This is a genomic window from Hyperthermus butylicus DSM 5456, from assembly GCF_000015145.1.
GTDB classification, from domain to species: domain Archaea; phylum Thermoproteota; class Thermoprotei_A; order Sulfolobales; family Pyrodictiaceae; genus Hyperthermus; species Hyperthermus butylicus.
On the sequence record NC_008818.1, the window covers coordinates 1,068,390 to 1,087,984 of the forward strand.

Here is a 19,595-nt window from a genome sequence, read left to right on the forward strand (position 1 = left end):
TAGGCTTGACCGAGTACGCAATAATGGTGAATATAGACAACTGTATAGGCTGTAGAGCCTGCCAGATAGCATGCAAGGTGTGGAATGGGCTTAAAGCAGAACTCACAAGCTTCAACCCTGAAGGCTATACAAACCCTGTGGATCTCACGCCAAACACGTGGATGATAATCGAGTTTATCGAAGGTACACGCGGCGGAGAGCCCTACTGGATATTCAAGAAGTTCCAGTGTATGCACTGCAGCGAAGCACCATGCGCCAAGGCATGCCCTGTAAACGCTATAGAGGTACACCCTGAGGGCGCCGTGGTGATACGTTCCGACAAGTGTGTTGGCTGCCAATACTGCATAGAGGCGTGCCCGTACGATGTACCACGCTACGACCCGGTGACGAACAAGGTGTACAAGTGTACACTGTGTATAGACAGGATACAGAATGGACTAGCTCCAGCATGTGTAGAGGCTTGTCCAACGGAGGCACTCGTATTCGGCCCCTACGACGAGCTTGTAAGGAAGTATCGCGAGGCAGGCTTCGAGATCTATGGCGACAAGGTTAACAGCTATGTTGGTAGGACACACTACCTCTACGCTACGAGGAAATACAAGGATATCGGTAGTGATGAAGGCAAGAAGTGGCACGAGGTTCTGGGCCTACCAAGCAATCCACAGGCTGGACTACCGGTCATAAAGGCTGGACGCGATATTGGTGCTGGGCTTGCCGTAGCAGCACTCGCCGGCGCAGTACTACACGCTGTATACTGGCGTGCTAAGAGAATTGAGGAGAGAAAGAAGCAGTCATCGTAACCCCATGGAGCTGTTTTAGGCTAAAGCTCGCGTGGGGGTGGAACCATGGCTGGTGAGAGAGAGGTAAAGCTGTTTAGCGAGCTAGAGATATGGGTTCACAAACACGTAATACACATAGCTGTAGTACTGATAGTCACTGGTCTCGCTATTAGCGCCTCAACCCTGCCATCGTGGATAAGGTGGACCGTCGACTGGATACCGTACCTGCTAGGCACACCAGCAGCCAAGGCTGCTGCACTGCTAGGTGGCTCGCCGATAGAACAGAGCTACGACGCATACAGTCTAGGCGTGCAGATTGCAAGAATCATCCACAGGATAGCTGGTGTAGCACTAATAGCCTTCGGCATAGTGTGGCTTATCGGCGAGCTGCCTAGGGCAAGGCAGTGGCAGATATGGCCTGAAGGCGGGCTCGGCGAGGCAATCAAAAACCTCATGAACTACTATCTAGGCAAGAAGCCGGCAAGGTTCGGCAAGTACAACATCGGCCAGAAGCTCTGGATAATAGCTGTGGTTGTGGGCTCAGCACTGCTAGCAATTACAGGAATAATAATGTGGTTTAGGACAAGCTTCTCGCTAGAAACAGAGACACTGGCACACCAGCTGCACGTGTGGCTAGCATGGCTCGGCATCGCTGGGCTAATAGTACACGTCTACCTGACTATAGGGATTCCAGAGCATAGGCCAGCAGTGCGTGCAATGTTCCGTACCGGTACAGTGCCAGAGGAGTTCGTTAAGGAGCACCACCCACTATACTACGAGAAGCTAAAGAAGACAGCCACAAGTGGGAAGAAGTAAGGCTTCATCACCCCACACCTTGTTTTTCTCATTAACCTCTGCGCCGGGGGTTCTCCTCGGCCCAAAACGCTTCGAAGCTTAGAGTTGTGGAGTGCTATGAAACTCTACTGAGAGTGTATAGGTGCATAAACCCATGGCCCACGGAAATGGCGGAAATGCAGCACTTAGCGCGCTGCGTGAGTGCAGCCTAGCAACCGTGCTGGCCTATGGCCACCATGTGGCTGCAGATTATGAGTACGAGATCATCGTCGATGGAAACTACCTAGGCATCATACATGCAAGCCCAAACTATCTTGACGATGCTGTTGCCGGGCTTTTGCTACGTGAGGGGGAGGCTAGGCTCGGCGATCATGTTGTGATTGAACATGTTGAGCTTGTAGGCCCTCTGAGGTACCGCGTAAGGGCGCGCCGTGTAGAGGCCGTCTCTGCATCCCTGCCACGTGATGGCACCGTTGAGTGGGATACCGTGCAGATTATCTACCGCGACTTTGTCTCGAGAATTCCGAAGAAAGTCTGCCCCTATGCACTTCACACGATAGCCGTATACATGCTCGGTCAGGCTGAGAGGATTGAGAGACTGCTCGTGGTTTCCGACGCTAGCAGGCATAGTGCAGCACTCAAGGTTGCTGGTGCACTTTCCAGGCTTGCAAGCGAGGGAAAGCTTGAGGGCTTACAACTGGTTGCTGTAAGCACTGGGAGAATTTCAGCTGATGCTGTAACAGCGCTATCAGCTGCAGGTGTATGGATTATCATTAGCAATCACCACCCGCTACTAAGCGGGCTCGTGGAGGCGCTAAAGCGCGGCGTAACGCTCGTCTTGAGGAGGCCTGATGGTGTAGGGCTTGCAGTCTACACCTCGTCCTGGAGGGTAAAGAATGCTCCAACCATAGAACTCGAGCTTAGCGCCAGTACTCCCGGCGTGGGGGAGGTCGAGCGAGCTGCTCCACAAAGGGTTAGAGGTAGGGTAGCTGCACCTACATGCTAGGCACACGTATAGCTTCTCGCCGTGGAGGTGTCACGAATCCCTTGACTGGCTCCAAGCCGGGAGGTAACCGGGATAGCCTCGGGGAGAGTATAGGGCCGCAGCCTCCAAGGCCTCTATCCGAGGCTCTTCCCGAGCTGCTCGAGTGGCTAGAAAAACTATCCTCGAAGGACCTAGAGAATGCCACGGCATACCATATACTAGGAGAGGTCTACAGGGTTCAGGCTGAGATTGAGAGGGAGGCCCTGGAGAGGCTGAGAGGGCTAAATGACTACCTGGCATCGACAGCTAGGAGGGTTCACCGGGAGAAGCGCCCACTATTAGAGCTCCTGGGCGGTATTCCGGAGGAGCTACTTGACGAGGAGTGGCTCCGCAGATCGATGCTGAAGATTATCGAGGCTACTAGGAGGGCTGGAATGGATCTATCCGCTGCAGCAGCACCTGTAGAAGCCCCGGTAGCTAAAGGCCTTATCAGCATAGTCAATGTCGTCAGGGAACTCGTAGAGGGTAAGGAGGATACTCTCAATGCATGGGCAGGGGCAGTCTCTATTGAGAGGGATAAGCTGCGCGCCCTAGCACTGTGGCTCCTACAGCCGCTACTCTCAGCTGTGAGGCTTGCAGCTGCAAACGGGCTCAAGTGGTCCGCGGAGTTTTGGCAGCAGGGAGTGTGCCCCGTCTGTGGTGCCCCGGCGAGGCTTGGCTACATGCGGGGTGAGGGGCGCCACCAGTTTATGAGGTGCCAGGTGTGCGGGTTTGAGTGGAGATTTCCGCGGGCACGCTGCCCGCGCTGTGGAGCCGACAAGCCTGGCGACATCGTGTTCCTGACGCCTCTACCCGATGCAAAGTGGCTCCGTCTATACCAGTGCAAGCGCTGCAACTGGTACTGGAAGATAGTCGACGAGGAGGATTCTGAGGCCCTAAAGCACGGCCTGCCGCCACACGAGCTATACGACGTCTACACATACACCCTAGACCTTATCGCGGAGCAGCTCTCCTCGAAGAAGAGCGGAGTGAACGGACAGAGGAGAGGTGGGAAGGATTGAGCACAGAGCAGAGGGACTCCACGGTGGACCCGGAAGAGGAGACGGGCTTCGCAGAGGAGATGCCTGAGGACTTCTATGCTGCTGAGGAGCTGATGCTGGGAGCTCTATCGAAGTGTAGAAGGCCGGGTGCTGGGAAGAAAAAGAAGACTGTGGATAAGTACATGGACTCGGAGTCCTAGGCCCCCACTTTGACCTCTACTGCTACGAGCTTACGGCAGCGTACTGGTTGATGAGCTTTAGTGTTTCCGCGTCAAATGCTTTTACCATTGGCATACCTGGCGGATTCTGGGACGCTACAGTGTAGATGACGTCGCCTATGTATAGGGTTCTGAGCACGTTCTCGTGCTCCAGTATGGCTTTGAGCCCTAACTTGCCGCTGGTGGGGTCGTAGCTTATTACTGCCACTCCGCTAAATTGACCCTCGCTCCTCGCAAGGTAGCCCGTTACCGGTATCAGCATGTAGTGGTGCCGCGTATCTAGGGTGAATGCGCGGTGGCCTGTACGTGGCTCCAGTACTGGGCTAGTAGCGTAGCCTTCAACGTTCCTGCTGGGTATGTATACCGTTGATATCTGCTCTATACTGTCGTCAGGGTTCACCCTGTAGGTCGAGATGCGGAGGCTATTGTCCTCTCTGCCGACGCCGACTAGTAGTGTCTCGTTGAGCGGGTGTAGGTACTCGTCGAAGCCTGGGCCCTCACGGTAGCCAAGCGATTTGGGATTTTCTTGGGTCGAAGAGGTCTATAACAAAGAGCGGGTCGATGAACCGGAAGGTTACCAGGTATAGGCGGCTGCCTAGGAATCGGACTGCGTGTACCTGCTCATCTACAGCTATCCCGGCTAGTCTCGCTACTTCCTCGAGCGTTTCTGCGTTGAGCACGTAGAGGTCCACGCTTGTACCCTTCTCGCCTCTTGTGGTGACCACTATTCTGAGGTAGTCGTTGTACTCATCTAGCTGCCACTGCTTCCCGAGTACACCGCTTATCGTTTTGTGGGCCTCAATGCTTAGCTTTGGTCCCTCCTCCACCGCTATCCTCACTATTGTGGTCTTATTCCAGCTCGTTAACTCCATAGCTTTCTCCAGGACCTCGGCCAAGTTTGCACGCTCGCCCATCATCGCGTGTAGATCCTCTATGCCCGGCAGTGCGAGGTATAGCGTCCCGTTAGCAGTCATGTAGATTACGCGGGGAGAGACACCGAGCAATACCAGGGTGTCATAGGCTCCCGTCTCCAGGTTCACGGCCGCGACCACGGTCTCGCCAGAGGCGCCAACAAGTATCGGCGGCTGAAACGGCACAACCACGTCCACACGGCAGGTCTCGGAGCTCCACACGACCAGCATTGGTTTTACAAGCTGGTAGCCACCAGTAACTGCTACAACAACCCCACCAGCAAGACGTGCATCATAGAACGAGCCAGGTAACGCTAGGGCCCACTCGATACTACCAGTTCCCGGGTCCACCTTCAAAATCCATGTTCTAGGCTCCAGGAGTGGCAGCATTGAGTACTCGTCTACGAAAATGACCACACTGCTATCAGCTATGAAGAGGCTGCTTATCCTAAACATCTTCCCTAGCCTGCCAAGGCTTCTAGACTCGTTGCCTTCGACAACTATCAGCTCGGCGGGCGGCGATAGCTTCTCCATGAGCTTCCCAGCATCAATAACCGCCACCGGCTTCAGCTCCTCCGGCGGGTAGGCATGGAAGACTACCAGCCTCTCGCCATTAACGACGAATATGTGCGTACCATTAGTCTTAACTATGTCCGGCTCGTCGACACCATAGACCTGGACGTTTGTCACGCTGTACTCGGGCACACCGGCTCCAGCCTCAGCAGGCACCTGTGATGGGGCGGCAGTTGTCTCTACAACAGCCACTTCTGGCGCCCAGCGAGCCACCAGCTTGTAGGCCTCGTAGATGTACGGCATGCCGAGTAGGTACAGGCCCGCCCTGAGCTGGTCAAGCGCCTCGACGGGCACCTGGTACCCTAAACCTACACCAGCCACACCCAGTATTGAGCCAGCAGAGCGGTGGGACCAGCTTGGGTTTATGAGGTTCCTAGTACCGGTAGTAGCTGGAGCTGCGGCTGCTGCTGTGGTGACGCTTTCGTGGAGGAGAAGGATACAAGGATAAACGACCCGATAAGGGGCTCTCGGTGGCACAGCACTCCGGGTCTACCTACTACTCCTCCGCTCTAAGCGGCCCCTTGGGGTAAGGGAGGTTCAGAGGCTTGTTGGCCTAAGGAGCCCGAGCACTGCACGCCACCACTTGGAAAGACTTGTCTCTCTGGGCCTGGCAGAGAGGAGGCCAGATGGCTACGTCGCTGTTAGACCCCGTGGCTTCCTATCGCTATACATTGCTGCCCAGGGACGCTTACTCCCAAGAACAATGGGGTTCGCAGCCTTTGCTGCCGCAGCTGCAGCCGTATACCCTTTCATGCCGGGCGCTGACCCAGCTGCAGCTGGCTTCCTAGCAGTCACCGCCGCGATAGCTGTGTGGCGCGCAGTGGACGAGTACCGGGCCGTGAAAGCACTGCTCGGAGAAGATGGAGGAGAGAAAAAGGAACAGTAGATGCCGATTTATGGTGGTTTAGGGCTTACCCCTACCGCCTCCCTGCTTGCCTACACTTGCTAGAGCCTCCTCTAGGAGCTTACTGGCCTCGTCGTAGAGCTGACCAACCTTCTTCATAAGCTCGAGCGCCTTAGCCACATTGCCCTCGTAAAGGGCCTTTCTGGCCTCCTCTAGGAGACCTAGGGCCTTCTCAACGAGTTCTTCTGCACTGCCGAGCAGCCGGCTGTCAGCACCATACATCTTAGCCCTCATAATCTTCATCTGGAGTTCCATAAGCGTTCTGGTAGCATTTGCAACCATCCTCATTAGCTCGCCAACGCCCGGCGCCTCGCCTAGCTTGTGGAGGTGTAGCGATAGCTTAGTCTCGAGTTCTACTCTGAGCTGCATAGCTTCTATGATAGCCTCGTGTAGCATAGCCTCGATAGTCTTTAGGGCTGTAAGATTGCCAGCCGCTGCGGCCTCGAGAGCCTCTTCGTATAGTTTCTTGGCCTCATCGACTGTCTGCACGAGCTTCTCGTAGAGCTTCAGCACCTCCGTTGTATTCGTCTGCATCACCGCATCGCTGAGTGCTGAGACCGCTACAGCCAGCCTATCAAGCATTACTCCGAGCTTCTCTAGTACCACCGTCGTGTCAATCGAGGCTGTCACGTTGCCAGCTGCAAGGCCTGGGCCAATGAGGCCCCGAGTCCTAGCTAGCAGGGCTGTGGCAGTAGCAATGTGTCTCTCGGCCTCAACGGCGTAGGATATTGCTGAGTGGAACTCGTTCCTGGACAGCGCATCGTAGGCCTTGCCTACAAGCTCCTCGGCCCTATCAAGCGCCTCCAGTGCCCTCTCAACCAGCGCTAGAGCGTTAGCATTGTCCCTTACCTTCTCATGGATGGCTTCGGCCTCTGCACGGAGGACTGTTATACGGGTCTTTAGTGTTGATAACCAGGCTAGTAGTGCCTCCTTCCTAACCGTCTCGTTGGCAGCTATGTTGGCATGCCCTATCATCATCTTCCCTAGTATCTTGGCATTGAGGAACCCTATGTCCTCGCGCAGTCTAATCCTCAGCTCGTCAATTATGTCGGCCACATGGCTCATGTTAAGGTGGCGCGCCCTTGCCCCAATAACCTCTGCTAGATGCTCAAGCTTCTCCATAGCTTTGGCCAGTTTTTCAGCAACAACACGCGGGGCTACCGTGTTGTTTGCTTTGAGTCCTGCTGCAAGCATTTTCTTGAGCTGAACGTTGAGAGCTAATATCTTGGCCGCGCGGAGCTTCAAGGTTAGCTCTCTCAACAGCATCCGGGCCTTGGCCATGTTGCCCTCGGCTAGGGCTTTCCGCAGCTCTTGTAGCTCATCCTGGTCTACAGCATCCTCGCCCAGCACCTTGGCGAGAACGCTAACTGTGAGCTGCAGCTTCTCAGCAGCCCTCTCCATTATCCTCTCACGTATCTTCTCAGCCTTCACAGCTGCGATCCTAGATACTGCCCCGGATAGCAGCTTGCACGCTTGATGCGCCTGGCCAGCTAGCTCCTTTAGCTCCTCCAGGCTCATATTAGCGAGGCTCGCTGGGCCAAGGCTAGCTATCTTCAGTATGAGTTCTGCATCGTTGGCAGATATGTTGAGCTTTGCTGCTATCTCATCAGCTGTAGCGCTTAGTAGGCCTAGCCTCTCGAGCCCACTCCTAACCATAAAACTGCAAGCAACAATCTTACCGCGTAGACTTGCAAGCTTAGCAGCATCCTCTACTGGCGTCTGGGCCTCCGCTGGCTGCAGCAGCGGCGCTGCAACCGGTACTAGTACAGCTACCACTAGTAGTAGGGCCATGATGGATCCGAGCTTCTCATGGACCACCATACCGGGCACCCCACCCGGGCTGACCTGTCTGGGGGTCTGGTTCTGATAAGGGGGGTGCCTGGGACGCTGGCAGCACATGTTTCGTTTGTTTCTGGAACAACCTGTTCAGCTTATGCAAAACTACACCATGTGCTAGGCTTATATGAGTCTCTTCGCCTAGCCAGCCTTGACCGGGGTGGCTGGAGCTGTGCGCTTTGTCTGGCTAGCCGTAGTGGCTGTTGTCTTGCTAATATTTGGCTTTGCCGTGGCAACTGTGGGGCAGGCTGAGCCCTCTATAGTGGTGACAGTGCACTCTGACGGCACGGTGACTGTTGCTGTTAGGGCGCTAGTTGAGCCTGGGCTTAACGAGTTACCCGCACCGGTTGAGGCTATACCTGCAACAATCGAGGCAATGATTGATAATGTGGAGGTGCCCGCGATATATCATAACGGCTCTATCTACATCGCCTCGGACAGTAGCGCTACTGCAACCGTGACATACATAGCGAATGTAACCATGTCCGACGGTATTCTAGAGTTCTACATCAACTATAGTGGGGTGTATGAATTGCACATAGAGCCAGGCATAGTAACGCTAACACTACCCGAGAATATTCTTGGAGCAGACATCGTTAACGATACACTCGTACTGCTTGTCTCCGGACCCGCCGAGGTAAGATACGTGATCGTACCAGCCGAGGAGTCGACAGGTGGGGAGGCGGCGGGGACTGCTAGCCAGCCAGCAGAGACTAGCGAGACGCAGCAGCCCAGCGAGCAGCCCACCCCCACCAGGGAGGAAGAGGAGTCCAGCACACTGCTATGGGTTGCTGTGGTTGTCGCTGCGGCAGCCGTAGCTGCTGCCATTCTTGTGCTAGCTAGGCGCGGAGGGAGCAGTGAAGGAGGCAGCTCGTCCCCTACGATGGTATCTGCAGTCCTCGATGATACCGACAAGCTGATACTCAAAAGACTGCAGGAGGCCGGCGGCTCAATGTTACAGAGCGAGCTACAGAGGGCTACCGGGCTCCCCAAGACGACACTCTGGAGGCATGTGAGGAGGCTGGCTGAGCTAGGCTACGTGAGAATCGAGAAGGAAGGTAAGGCTAACAGGGTCATACTGGTAAAGGAGCTGGAGGATGCTGAGGCCCCGTAGGGACATAACATTGGCGATACCGAGCAACAGTAAAACGTGTTTACGGGTTTGTAGCTTCTTTGGGGTCAACATAGACAGCCACATCGTACTATTGCCATGTACACGGTTTTACTACCATGGTTCCACTAGCTTGGCCTTACACCCTCCAGCTTCAAAGCTATCTACGGCTTGTTTTTTGCAAGATAGTTTACCGGCCGTCCAACAGCCACTTCAGCTGCCAGCGCTATTGCCTCAGATATTGACGGATGCGGGTGGATTAGGTCTGCTAGCTCTTCCACTGTGACACCCCTCTCCACGGCTAGAGCTGCTTCCCCCGCCACCTCGCTAGCGCCATGAGCAGCAAGGTGTAAGCCTAGGACCCTCCCGCTACTAGCATCATAGACTATCTTTGCAACACCATATTCGGCACCCTTGATCACCGCCATGGAGATTGCGCCTAGCCTTATGCGTGCCTCCTGCGCGTTGTAGCCCCTCCTCCGAGCCTCATCCAGCGTGTAACCCACCTGTACAGCTTCAAGCCCTGTATAGACCACTAGAGGTATAGCCTTGGGGCTCCATTTCCTCTCCTCGCCGGATACGTTGAGTCCCACCGTGACTGCCTGGGAGTACGCCTTGTGGGCGAGTAGAGGCGGCCCTGCTACATCACCAGAGGCGTAGACATCCTTTGCAGCCCTGAGGTACTCGTCAACAATAATGTAGCCCTTCTCGTCAAGCTTAACACCAAGAACATCAAGACCTAGACCACTAGTTGCGGGACGGCGGCCCGTGGCAACAACTACAATGTCAGCCTTGATCCTGTCGCCGCTTGAGAGAACAACCTCCACGCCGTTGGCTAGTTTTTCGAGTCTACCGATAGTAGTCTTCGTGTGTAGTTTTACACCTATGCTGCGCAGGTACCGGGCTACAGCCCGAGAGAGGTCGACATCCATGAATGGTAGTATGCGGTCGAGAACTTCTACGAGGTGTACCTCGGCGCCAAGTCTGGCAAATAGATCCGCGTACTCGACCCCTGCTGGGCCTCCACCGACAACAACGACTTTCGAGGGCTCACCATCGTAGCTCAGTATCGTACGATTATCATGGACTAGCTTGCCGTCAGGCTCTAGGCCGGGAGGATAACCGGGATCGGTGCCAGTAGCGATAACGAGTTTCTCGTATTCCACATCTCCGTAGCCTTCAACGTGTACTACACCAGGTGCACGGATCTTCGCGCGACCACGTATGACTGCGACACCGTAGCCTTCAAGCACCGTCTCGATGCCCGACCTAACCCGCTGGGACACCTTCAACGCATACTCTAGGGCCTCGCGGAACCTCTTGTCTACGCTAAAGCCGCGGCTAAGCACGGCAGCAATCTCGGATGCCTTCGAGAGCATGGCCTTAACTGGGATACAGGCATAATTCGCACACTCGCCGCCGAGTAGGCGGGCCTCGACAACAGCCGTCTTTAGACCACGCTGGGCAGCAACAACCGCTGCTGGATAACCACCAAAACCTCCACCTATGACTAGGAGGTCGAAGCGCGGCAAGGGGTTCTGAACCCGGGAACTAAACCTAGGGGTTTGAGGCTACAAAACTACTAGCTTGCAGAGGATAGGGGCAGGTGGGTCAGCCTAGGTGTTGCACCGCATCCCCCACACCTTGGGGGTCGGCCTCGGCTGTACTCAGCAGCCCCAGGATTAGATGACTGTTTAGCAGCTAAGGGTTATGGTTTACGGGCTACATGTTAGCCCAAACCACCATACTTGGCTGTAGCGTGGCAGCCTCCATGTTTCACGCCGCCTATTCTGTCGGGATAGGCGCCTAAAACACATTTAGGCTACTATTCTTGCTGCCCCGTAAAGCGCTGCTGCATAGGCTAGGAGAGCTATTGTACTCTGCATGGGCCATAGCGCAGCAGCTACTAGAGCTAGCGCTAGTGGTACTAGTCTGTAGGCTCTGCGGTGCCCTGTACCGAGGATTACCGGGAGCATCATGGGGGCGTGTATAAGCACATGCACCGTGATGAAGCCAAGGGTGTAGGTGTGGAGTACACAGAACAAGCTACAGTAGCCCATAGCATAGAGTGCCGTGTACACTGCCACGAGGATGGAGGAGGCTGCGGCAAAGTAATGGCCCTTTAGGAAATACTCCTGCGCTAGCCGTGCTGCTGTGCCCGGCTTCAGCCTATCCATAGCCTGGGAGAGGTATCTCGGGACGCGGTAGATTCTTGCAGCATAGGGGTAAACGAGGGTTCCGAGCGCAGTCACAGCCAGGCCGGCCCGGAACTCCATGCGTAGAAGTAGAGCTGCAGCCAGAGCATTGAGTAATGGAAGGGCCAACGCCACCAGCTTCGAGGGCTTGTCCCGGTAGGTTGCGGGAAGCGAGTGCACCGTAACAGCATAGATCAGCGTGACCGGGTAAGCTATAGTGAGCACGAGAGCGAGCAACACCAAGCCGCCAGGCTTGCCCAGACTAAGCCAGGCCAGGGCTGCACCACCCGCCAAAGCGTAGGACGCCGATACCAGGAGAAGGCTGAGACCAACACTACCCCCGTCAACCCGGTTCGAGGCGAGAAACGCTGTTAGGGAGGACACGGCAGTCACACCAACAACTGCCAACACGGCGGTCTCAACACTAAGCCATAGCCCCATAAACACAGCCAACACATAGGCTGGAGCACTCAGCGCCATACAAGCAAGGCATAGCTTGACCACGAAGCTGCTTACCCGCACAGCGCCAGAAGCGACATAAGCTACAGCTACAGCGTGGGGAAAGAGCATCAACACACCAAACAACATGAGGTACATATGGACGTGAACCTGGCCTAAAACCAGCAACAACAACCCCGCAACGAGGTAGACAAGACTGGCCACAACACCGATACGGGTGCACGTCTTCACAACAACGGTGGTTATGGCTGAAGGCATTCTCTCTAGGCCGGGCACCGGGACTGCAGCCTAGAGGATAAGTCTAGTTGGCCGCACAAGACAGGCTGGGCTATGACTGTAACAGTCTAAGCTCACCCCCACACTTAGCCAGGTCTACCCCGGCTACATAACCCTGGAGCAAGGAACCGTCGGTACCTGCAAGCACCCCAACCTATTGTCGGTCATCCTGCCTGGAGCACCAATAACTGTACGGGGCATCCTATTATGCGCTGGGTCTGCAAGGTAGCCTAGGAGGTGTAGCGTCTCCCCAAGCTCTAGACCCCGCTTCCCCGCAGCTCTACGGGGTTCCAGGATGAAGCCCAGCTGGTACATCGTGCAGTCTGGTTGTTCTCCTCACACGAGCAAAATGTAGGCTAATGCTACAAAACATGAAGACCCAGATCCAGATATGGTATGTGACGACACATAATGTGTGTCGGGGCGTTTTGCGGGCTAGTTTTATGTGTTAGTTGTTGCATATTAAATAGTCTTGGGTGGGTTGTCTGTGCCTACTGTTTCGATAAAAGTTATACCTATTGGTGTTGGGCCAAGTCTCTCCAGGTATATTGCTCGGGTTGTTGCACTGCTTGAGGCTAAGGGGTATAAGCCCCTGGTGACTCCCGATACGACTGTTATCCAGGTCAATGATGTTAGTGAGATCGGGCCCCTGGTCAGGATGATCCATGACGAGCTTTACAGCATGGGTGTAGCTAGGGTGCTTACCATTATTATGATTGATGAGAGGAGGGATGTTGCTGAGGCTCCGCCTCAGGCTGCTGTTGAGAAGGTGCTTGCCCGGCTGCAGGAGGAGCGTAAGAAGTTTACGCGCGACGTGCACGGCGTGATCTAGTGTTTTGTCTTGGGGAGCAGGTAGTAGGTGTTATTGTACTGCAGTAGCCTAGCCTCACCTCCGATCTCTATCCTACCCTCTATCTTTACCCTTGACCTTGGGAGTTCCTCGTAGTTGTATGCTCCGTCAAGATACTGTATGTGTATCCAGCCGAGCTCCACGGCTGCTACTATGACGGGGTGTTCTTCTATATCTGGCTTTTTCAGCTTCTTCCATGCCTCTTCCACTGTTAGCCGGTGCTGGCGTCGGGTGCCGAGCCTGCGTATGTGTACATAGCCGTTTGCTATGCGCTCCACTATTGCTAGTGATCCGTTGTAATCTACGAGGCTTCCCTCCCTGAAGAATGGGAGCCGTACGGATAGCGTGAGCCGCGAGAATCGTTTGCCGTCGCTCCTCCTGCCGACGACCTTGTGGCTCTCCTTGACCATTGCTGCCATCTGGCTCCTCATCTTTGCCGCTAGGTGCCTTGCAAGGTTTGCATCCAACATCTTATAGTCTATACCCTCCCTCAGCTCCTCAACAGAGATTATCGCGTCTACCACACCTGGCATTGTCTGCACCATGTCCTCTACCGCTACTCGGTCCTCCTCGCTTAGTCTTCCATCGTAGCCTCGTATCTGGACTATTGCCGCTGGCGTCCCAGCCGCACGCTGGAAGCACGCTGGGCACAGCTGCTTCTTCGTCTCGAGAGCTACAGTATATGTTACCCGATGCTCCCCTTGTATGCCGCGCAGCTTGCCGGTGACGACTAATATTGCCCGCTCGTTCTCATAGTCTACCTCAACGCTCTCGACGCGGTAGTACTCGACGTGCTCTGCCGGCTTGAAACTGGCCTGAGCTATGAGCAACACCACGTCCTCTATGCCGCCGTCGCCCGGCGGGGGGTACCAGCGGCCCTGGAACCGGTAGCTGCCACAGCGGGGGCAAATGGTTACTACTAGCTTCTGAGGCAGCCTGCCGAGACCGTATAGCTCCAGGTAACAGTCAGGACAGAGCCTTCCATCAACCAGTACCGCTACGTCGCGGCCACAGCGTATACACATAGGCACTGCTCGGCGCCACCCGCCGGTGAAGGCTCTAGCCGAAGGGGGCGTATCTAGGCTACTCCTATCAAGGGCTCCCCGGGCCTTCCTAGGGTTTGGCGGGTGTCTGGGTGTTGTCTTGCCCTGTACTTGTTACTGCTAGGAGGATCTATGTAGGGTTTAAGCCTACGAGGCTTGTGGAGGCTATTGTCGCGGTTAACGGGCTCGTAGTCTACGCGGGGTCTAGGAACGATGCCGAACGGATTGCGCGTGGGCTCGCTGTGGCTGTTGGATGTAGCCGTCCACGGGTGCTAGAGTTCACTGACTCGTACGCGCTGCCGGGCTTCGTTGATGCTCATTTGCACTTGCGAGGCGTGGGGGCTAAGCTCTATGGTATCGACCTCTCCGATGTGAGGAGCATTGAGGAGTTCAAGGCTGTTGTTGCAAGGGAGGTTGCGCGGTTTGAGTCATGGATTATTGGACGTGGCTGGGACCAGGAGAGAATGGGGGCATGGCCCACCCGCTATGACCTGGACGAGGTTGTACCAGATAAACCCGTCGTGCTGATGAGGATTTGTGGCCACGCAGCCGTGCTCAACACTGTTGCCCTCAAGGAGCTTGGGTTCCTCGGGCGGAGGAGCCCGGACATCGACGTTGGCTGCGACGGTGAGCCTACAGGCCTAGTCTTCGAGAAGGCTGCTGAGGAGGCCTATAGGGAGGCTGTACGTAAGCTCGACCAGGTTAAGCTGATACTTGAGGCTGCGAGGCACGTGTTGTCCTACGGGGTTACCCTTGTCGGTGATATGGGTGTTGACAGCGAGGAGATTTACGGGCTTGTGAGGGCTAGGTTTATGGGCTTGCTGCCGCTGCGTGTCCGCATCTATCTCTCCCAGAGCCTCTTCGAGCAACTGGAGCGGGCTGGTGTTATCCCAATTTTTGGCGATACGTTTCTCGCTGTGAAGGGCGTCAAGATGTTTATGGATGGGAGCCTAGGCGCTAGGACTGCTTGGCTAAGGGAGCCCTATAGCGATGCATCGGAGACCAGGGGTAGGAGCCTAGCAGGCTGGAGGGACGTCGCGAGGCTCGCGGAGGCTGCGAAGCGGTGGGGCGCCGATGTAGCAGTCCACGCTATAGGTGATGCGGCTCTCGCGGAGGCTCTCCATGGCATGGAGGCTGCCAGGTGTCGCTGTAGGATAGAGCATGCGAGTCTCGCGCCTCCAGACCTGCTGAGTGTTGCTGCAAGGCTGGGGGTTAGGATTGCTGTTCAGCCACGGTTCCTAGTTAGTGACACATGGGCGGCAGACCGGCTTGGTGTTGAGAGGGTTCGATGGCTCTACCCGTTCAAGACAATGATATCCATGGGTATACAAGTGGGCTTCTCTAGCGACGCGCCTGTAGAGCCCGTGAACCCGTTCGAAGGCATCTACGCCGCGGCTACCCGCGGCGCGGTAGCAGGCTATACCCGGGATGAGGCGTTGGATGTGGAGACTGGACTCCACCTCTACACAGCTGGCTCCGCCGCGATACTTGGCGACCGGAGGGCGGGTTGCCTCGAGCCGGGCTGCTACGCGGACATAGCCGTGGTCGACCATGACCCGTTGGAGGTTAGTGTCGAGGAGCTACCGGGGATAAGGTTCGAAGCGAGTATTGTTGGCGGGGAGCTTGTGTGGAGCCGGTAACGGCGTGCCACCAGCAGGCATATGCTTGCGCCGAAGCCGTTGTCATTGATGCTGCTGTGACACGACCAGGGCTCACTAGCTTCTCTAGGCCGCGGAGCGACCTCGATCCGCTAGCATTCGCTGCCCTGGCGCCGAGAGCTTATGAGGCCTGTCTCTGTAGCTGCCTGAGGAGCACTGCGAAAGACCATACCGGCTGGCTTGGCTGCTGGCTAGACGCCATAGAGTCTCTCACCGCTGCCGAGTGGGGCAACCCCGGAATGGGCATGCTGTTCCTCTTGTCGCTACAAGCCGCCGCGCTCGGCTACACGGTGGAGAAGCTTGGCAGCGACGACGACATGCATGTTATGGGGGCCGCCCAGCTCCTCGTAGAACAGGCAGGGGTAGAGGGTGCCAAGGCTTTCTACAGGGCGCTGCAACTCGTAGCGCCAAGTTACCTTGGTAGGTTATCGTGGAACGGGCTACCAGACGCCACAACGGGAAGACTTGCACTGGCAGAGCTGTGGGAGAAGCAGGTCACACTACGCGAACTGCTTGCCGCCGCCTCTCTCTATGACCCCGTAGCCCGCGATGCCGCTACTGGTTTCTCGCTCAGCTTCGGCGAGATCATACCACTACTACTAGAGCACGCTGATGACCTAGCAACGGGTGTTAGGAGGGCCACGTACTATATTGCCGGGTTCCACGGCGACTTCCTCCTGAGAAGAAAACGTGGGGGCTTCCTCGGAGAGCTGTGGCGCCGCGCATACATGGGTGACCAGGCTGCCGAGGAGGAGCTGTACCGACTGCTAGAGGGGGCAGCGGGGCCAGGCTCCTCGGCCGACGTGGTAGCTAATGCTGTGGCAAGGCTCCTCTACCTCGCCGAGGCTGGGAGGATTACTGTCCGCCTCTACCCGCCCTAGATATACGGCCCTTAGTTGCCGCAAGGGCTACTAAGTAGACGGCCCTAGCCATTGACTCCACGAGCACCTTAGAGGCCTCCTCCAACTCCTCTACGTCTCTCCTAGCCTTAGCCTTGTTTACCCATTCGAGGTAGCTCCTTAGCCTCGGCTCAACTAGCGTGAGCAGCGGCAGGGGACCCACACGCTTCTCAGCCTCCTCCGCCGCGTCACGCAGCCGACCATCTTGCTCAGCAGCCCTTAGAGCCATTACACCCATGTAGCTTCCCGCAAGCATTCTATGAGGAGGTCGCGCTGCTCCCTACCATAGTAGTATATCGTCATGCCCTGAGAAAGGGCACGGTCAATGTGGGCTAGTACTCGGTGAGCTATCTCCGACGCCGAATCGAGCGAAACCCTGCCCTTGATAACGTCTATTCGGGGTTCCTCGCCATCAAAGCTAGCCACAGCAGCCACAACAGCTGAGCCAGCACTGGAGTCTATGGTTTCGTATACGGCTGCTATACTGGTTATCCCGTGGCTCCTACTCGGCCTCGGGTACTCGACCACAACCTCGCCGGCACGTAGCACTTCGCTTCCAGCAATAACCCTTGCAACCTGGGCTGCCAGCCTCTTCGCGCTCTCGAGGCTTACCTCGCCACGCATAATCCTCAGCGCAGACACAGGGTCAACAGCAGCTATGAGGGGGAGCGCTATGCCGGGCAGCTCGTATCTCTCAACATTCTCAGCCACCTCCAGCCAGTCAAGCTTGTCAAGAAGCCCTGCCGCCTCCCTCTCCCAGAGGTGTACGAGTTTGATAGGTCCAGCTGACACGACGCGGTAGCGGAGGAGGCCTAGGGGTATCGAGTAGCGCTCGTCGAGCCGGAGGTAGACTATGAGTAGGGCTAGTCCGAGCCTCAAGTCCTCGGCCCGGAGGGTGCCCGGTGCCTCGAAGACGTAGCCATAGGTGTAGTCGCGGTAGCGGCCAGCCACCGGCGCGTTAAGCTCTATACTTGCAACCTCATGGTAGACCCTCACACCATTAGGTGTCCTCGACAGCCTCGGCCTTGCACTCTCAACGAGCCACTCGACCTCGATAGGCTCCTCTACAAGCTCACCAAAGCCAGACGTTGGTGCCGAAACATTGAGCACTATGGCTGCTGTAACTCTGCCATAGCGGATGTCATCAGCTAGCCTTGGTGCCTCGCCCCATGCCTTTTTAATATCCTCGTACCTAGCTGCCGCCCTCGCCAACCACTCGTGGCCAGCTACTGCATCCTCAACGGGCTCCTCGTAGACACGGTACTCCCGCGGCTCGACACGCACCACTAGAGCCTCCGTCATTGGGTCGAAGGCTCCCGGCTGATACTTCTCCACAACATCGCGGAGCGATGCTTCCTCGCCGCGGAGTACTATTTCGCGGTCGCCACGCACGAGTACCTTCCGATACCCATACGGTGGGCCGTGCTCGTAGAAGCCTATGTCGTTCCAAAACGCCTTACCCCTCTTGCTCAGCGTTAGCCTCCGCTCGCCGAGCGCAGTAGTGTACTCCTCTACGAAACCGAATTTACGAAGAAGCTTCTCTTCATCACTGCTCAGCTCTAGACCGCGGAGAAGCCTCCACATAGCCTTGAATATCGTAGCGTAGGCGTTTGACGGGTTTATGTATAGCTTCTCGAGGGGCAAGCCAAGCCACTCGCGTAGCGCACTACTACCGGTCTCGAGGAGCTTTCTATCCCAGAGACCGGAGGGAATAACTATGGACTCCGTTACGCCTAGTTCTTTCCGGCGGCCCTTGCGGCCCTCCCTCTGCATGTACTCTCTCAGGTCGGCAGGAAGCCCTACATGTACGACCCGGTACACCGTACCTATGTCTATTCCCTGGGCTAGCGTCCTCACAGTAATTATCAGCGCTACCCGGCCCTCCCTCGCCGCCGCCTCCAGCTGTTCGCGTTTCTCCTTCGACACGAGGTGATGGTGTATGCCGACTAGGCCACGCTTCCCGGGGGGAAGCCTTTCAAGAAGGCTCCGGTAGAGCCTCTCAGCCATCCGGATACTCCTGGTGAACACCAGGGTAACCCTGCCTGGCTCAGAGGCATCCAACACGGCCTGGAGGATCTCCACTGGGTCCATGCCGGGCCTGGGCGGTCTAAGCCCTATGGCTTCCAGAGCCTCGTATATCTCGTACATGTGCTCCCTAAACTCTTCGTCGTCCCCCACAATGTCTAGTATCCATGGAGCCCTAGAGGCTATGACTGACGCGTAAGCCCTCACATAGTCCCGTAGCGCCTCGAACCCCTTACCTAGGACTATTATGGTCCTATTCCGTGTCTTGAACGGCTTACCCTCTATGATGCTTGTATCCCTACCCGTAATGTCCGTGAGGAGTTTCGCCAACTCGCCAGGGTTGCCTAGGGTAGCTGAGAGCACTACTACTCGGGGAGACTTGGAAGCTAAGTGCTTTGAGACCAGCTCCACTATCGCTAGGAGGAGATGAGCACCGCGGGGCCCATAGAAGTCTAGCTCGTCGAAAACCATGAGGTCTACCGACGTAAGGAAGTCCTCTAGGAGGGCGCGGTTAGGGTGCATAGCTAGCCTCTTCATCTCCGCGAGGAGGAATGCTGGGTTTGTAACTACAACCATAGCCTTGGAGAGCTGGCGTAGCAGCTCGTCGCCGCGTCGCCCCCGCTTCTCGATACTAGGCCTATCAATACGCACTACCGCATCCCGGTAGCCGGCGGCGCGATAGTATTCTTCGAGCCTCCTTATCTGGTCAGCTGCAAGTGCCAGGGTAGGGTAGACGGCGAGCACTCTCCAGCCGTGGCGGAGGGCTGCGAGAGCCCACGCCTCCGTTTTTCCGGAACCCGTGCGTGCCGTTAGTATTACGTTCCTACCCTGCTCGAGAGCCTCTATGGCCTCTAGCTGGTGGCGGTAGAGTTTCAGCCTGGCCTTTTCATGACCGGAGAGTCGCGGGACTATATCCGAGAAAGTCTTGTCGGACTGCTCGGGCTCCTCGGGAGGCTCCTCCCACACGAGAACCTCGTAGCCCAGGCTCCTTAGCAGCGATGCAATCCTTCCATGCCTTGCCAAGGCCTACTTCATGCC

16 protein-coding genes and 2 pseudogenes are annotated in these 19,595 nt (G+C 56.3%); 10 read left to right on the forward strand and 8 right to left on the reverse strand.

Translation table 11 applies throughout. From position 1 onward, the window contains the following. Positions 1-5: 5 nt before the first annotated feature. From HBUT_RS05495 to HBUT_RS05515, 5 genes are all read left to right on the forward strand, one after another. Positions 6-800, forward strand: a complete 795-nt coding sequence (locus HBUT_RS05495; protein ID WP_011822213.1) for a 4Fe-4S dicluster domain-containing protein — start codon at positions 6-8, stop codon at positions 798-800. 45 nt (positions 801-845) lie between these two features. Beyond that, on the forward strand, positions 846-1,595 hold the full coding sequence (locus HBUT_RS08970; RefSeq protein ID WP_011822214.1) for a formate dehydrogenase subunit gamma: 750 nt from the start codon (positions 846-848) through the stop codon (positions 1,593-1,595). A gap of 133 nt (positions 1,596-1,728) precedes the next feature. Further along, positions 1,729-2,580: a formate dehydrogenase accessory sulfurtransferase FdhD gene (locus HBUT_RS08975; protein WP_011822215.1), complete on the forward strand. Its 852-nt coding sequence runs from the start codon at positions 1,729-1,731 to the stop codon at positions 2,578-2,580. Continuing rightward, positions 2,574-3,620, forward strand: a complete 1,047-nt coding sequence (locus HBUT_RS05510) for a formate dehydrogenase accessory protein FdhE (protein WP_083756342.1) — start codon at positions 2,574-2,576, stop codon at positions 3,618-3,620. The genes HBUT_RS08975 and HBUT_RS05510 overlap by 7 nt, the downstream gene beginning before the upstream one ends. Continuing rightward, a complete protein-coding gene (locus HBUT_RS05515) occupies positions 3,617-3,799 on the forward strand; it encodes a hypothetical protein (RefSeq protein WP_048061495.1) in 183 nt (60 codons plus the stop codon). The genes HBUT_RS05510 and HBUT_RS05515 overlap by 4 nt, the downstream gene beginning before the upstream one ends. A 22-nt stretch (positions 3,800-3,821) precedes the next feature. On the opposite strand, the pseudogene HBUT_RS10030 reads toward HBUT_RS05515, so the two are convergent. Together HBUT_RS10030 and HBUT_RS05525 are read right to left on the reverse strand one after the other, a co-directional pair. Then, positions 3,822-4,268 (reverse strand): annotated as a pseudogene (locus tag HBUT_RS10030) (beta-propeller domain-containing protein); the annotation flags it as partial. 46 nt (positions 4,269-4,314) lie between these two features. Further along, on the reverse strand, positions 4,315-5,595 hold the full coding sequence (locus HBUT_RS05525) for a beta-propeller domain-containing protein (RefSeq protein ID WP_011822218.1): 1,281 nt from the start codon (positions 5,593-5,595) through the stop codon (positions 4,315-4,317). A gap of 241 nt (positions 5,596-5,836) precedes the next feature. On the opposite strand from HBUT_RS05525, the pseudogene HBUT_RS05530 reads away from it, so the two are divergent. After that, a pseudogene (locus tag HBUT_RS05530) lies at positions 5,837-6,187 on the forward strand (hypothetical protein); the annotation flags it as partial. An 18-nt stretch (positions 6,188-6,205) separates the two neighbouring features. Here HBUT_RS05530 and HBUT_RS05535 read toward each other — a convergent pair. Then, positions 6,206-8,026: a coiled-coil domain-containing protein gene (locus HBUT_RS05535; protein ID WP_011822220.1), complete on the reverse strand. Its 1,821-nt coding sequence runs from the start codon at positions 8,024-8,026 to the stop codon at positions 6,206-6,208. Positions 8,027-8,213: 187 nt separating this feature from the next. Between HBUT_RS05535 and HBUT_RS08980 the strand changes: the two genes are divergently transcribed. Then, complete coding sequence (locus HBUT_RS08980; RefSeq protein WP_011822221.1) at positions 8,214-9,155, forward strand: helix-turn-helix transcriptional regulator; 942 nt, start codon at positions 8,214-8,216, stop codon at positions 9,153-9,155. A 161-nt stretch (positions 9,156-9,316) separates the two neighbouring features. Here the strand turns inward: HBUT_RS08980 and HBUT_RS05545 are convergent, their stop codons facing one another. Both HBUT_RS05545 and HBUT_RS05550 read right to left on the reverse strand, forming a co-directional pair. Beyond that, positions 9,317-10,684, reverse strand: a complete 1,368-nt coding sequence (locus tag HBUT_RS05545; RefSeq protein ID WP_011822222.1) for a dihydrolipoyl dehydrogenase family protein — start codon at positions 10,682-10,684, stop codon at positions 9,317-9,319. A gap of 285 nt (positions 10,685-10,969) precedes the next feature. Continuing rightward, positions 10,970-12,082 (reverse strand): hypothetical protein, encoded by a 1,113-nt coding sequence (locus HBUT_RS05550; RefSeq protein ID WP_011822223.1) that lies wholly within the window; start codon positions 12,080-12,082, stop codon positions 10,970-10,972. Between the two features lie 487 nt (positions 12,083-12,569). On the opposite strand from HBUT_RS05550, the gene HBUT_RS05560 reads away from it, so the two are divergent. Next, the gene (locus HBUT_RS05560) at positions 12,570-12,914 is read left to right on the forward strand and encodes a thiamine-binding protein (RefSeq protein ID WP_011822224.1); all 345 of its coding nucleotides are present in this window, start codon (positions 12,570-12,572) and stop codon (positions 12,912-12,914) included. On the opposite strand, the gene HBUT_RS05565 is transcribed toward HBUT_RS05560, so the two are convergent. Continuing rightward, the gene (locus HBUT_RS05565; protein ID WP_228546799.1) at positions 12,911-13,957 is read right to left on the reverse strand and encodes a 60S ribosomal export protein NMD3; all 1,047 of its coding nucleotides are present in this window, start codon (positions 13,955-13,957) and stop codon (positions 12,911-12,913) included. The two genes, HBUT_RS05560 and HBUT_RS05565, sit on opposite strands and share 4 nt — an antisense overlap. A 113-nt stretch (positions 13,958-14,070) precedes the next feature. Between HBUT_RS05565 and HBUT_RS05570 the strand changes: the two genes are divergently transcribed. Together HBUT_RS05570 and HBUT_RS05575 are read left to right on the forward strand one after the other, a co-directional pair. Beyond that, positions 14,071-15,615 carry an amidohydrolase gene (locus tag HBUT_RS05570; RefSeq protein ID WP_011822226.1) on the forward strand — a complete coding sequence of 515 codons (1,545 nt, stop codon included), beginning with the start codon at positions 14,071-14,073 and terminating at the stop codon, positions 15,613-15,615. Next, positions 15,603-16,514, forward strand: coding sequence for a triphosphoribosyl-dephospho-CoA synthase (locus HBUT_RS05575; RefSeq protein WP_011822227.1), 912 nt, complete (start codon positions 15,603-15,605; stop codon positions 16,512-16,514). The genes HBUT_RS05570 and HBUT_RS05575 overlap by 13 nt, the downstream gene beginning before the upstream one ends. Here the strand turns inward: HBUT_RS05575 and HBUT_RS05580 are convergent. Both HBUT_RS05580 and HBUT_RS05585 read right to left on the reverse strand, forming a co-directional pair. After that, positions 16,489-16,761 carry a hypothetical protein gene (locus HBUT_RS05580; RefSeq protein WP_048061498.1) on the reverse strand — a complete coding sequence of 91 codons (273 nt, stop codon included), beginning with the start codon at positions 16,759-16,761 and terminating at the stop codon, positions 16,489-16,491. The genes HBUT_RS05575 and HBUT_RS05580 overlap by 26 nt on opposite strands. Next, the gene (locus tag HBUT_RS05585) at positions 16,761-19,580 is read right to left on the reverse strand and encodes a DEAD/DEAH box helicase (protein WP_011822229.1); all 2,820 of its coding nucleotides are present in this window, start codon (positions 19,578-19,580) and stop codon (positions 16,761-16,763) included. Before HBUT_RS05585 ends, HBUT_RS05580 begins: the two co-directional genes overlap by 1 nt. Positions 19,581-19,595 lie beyond the last annotated feature (15 nt).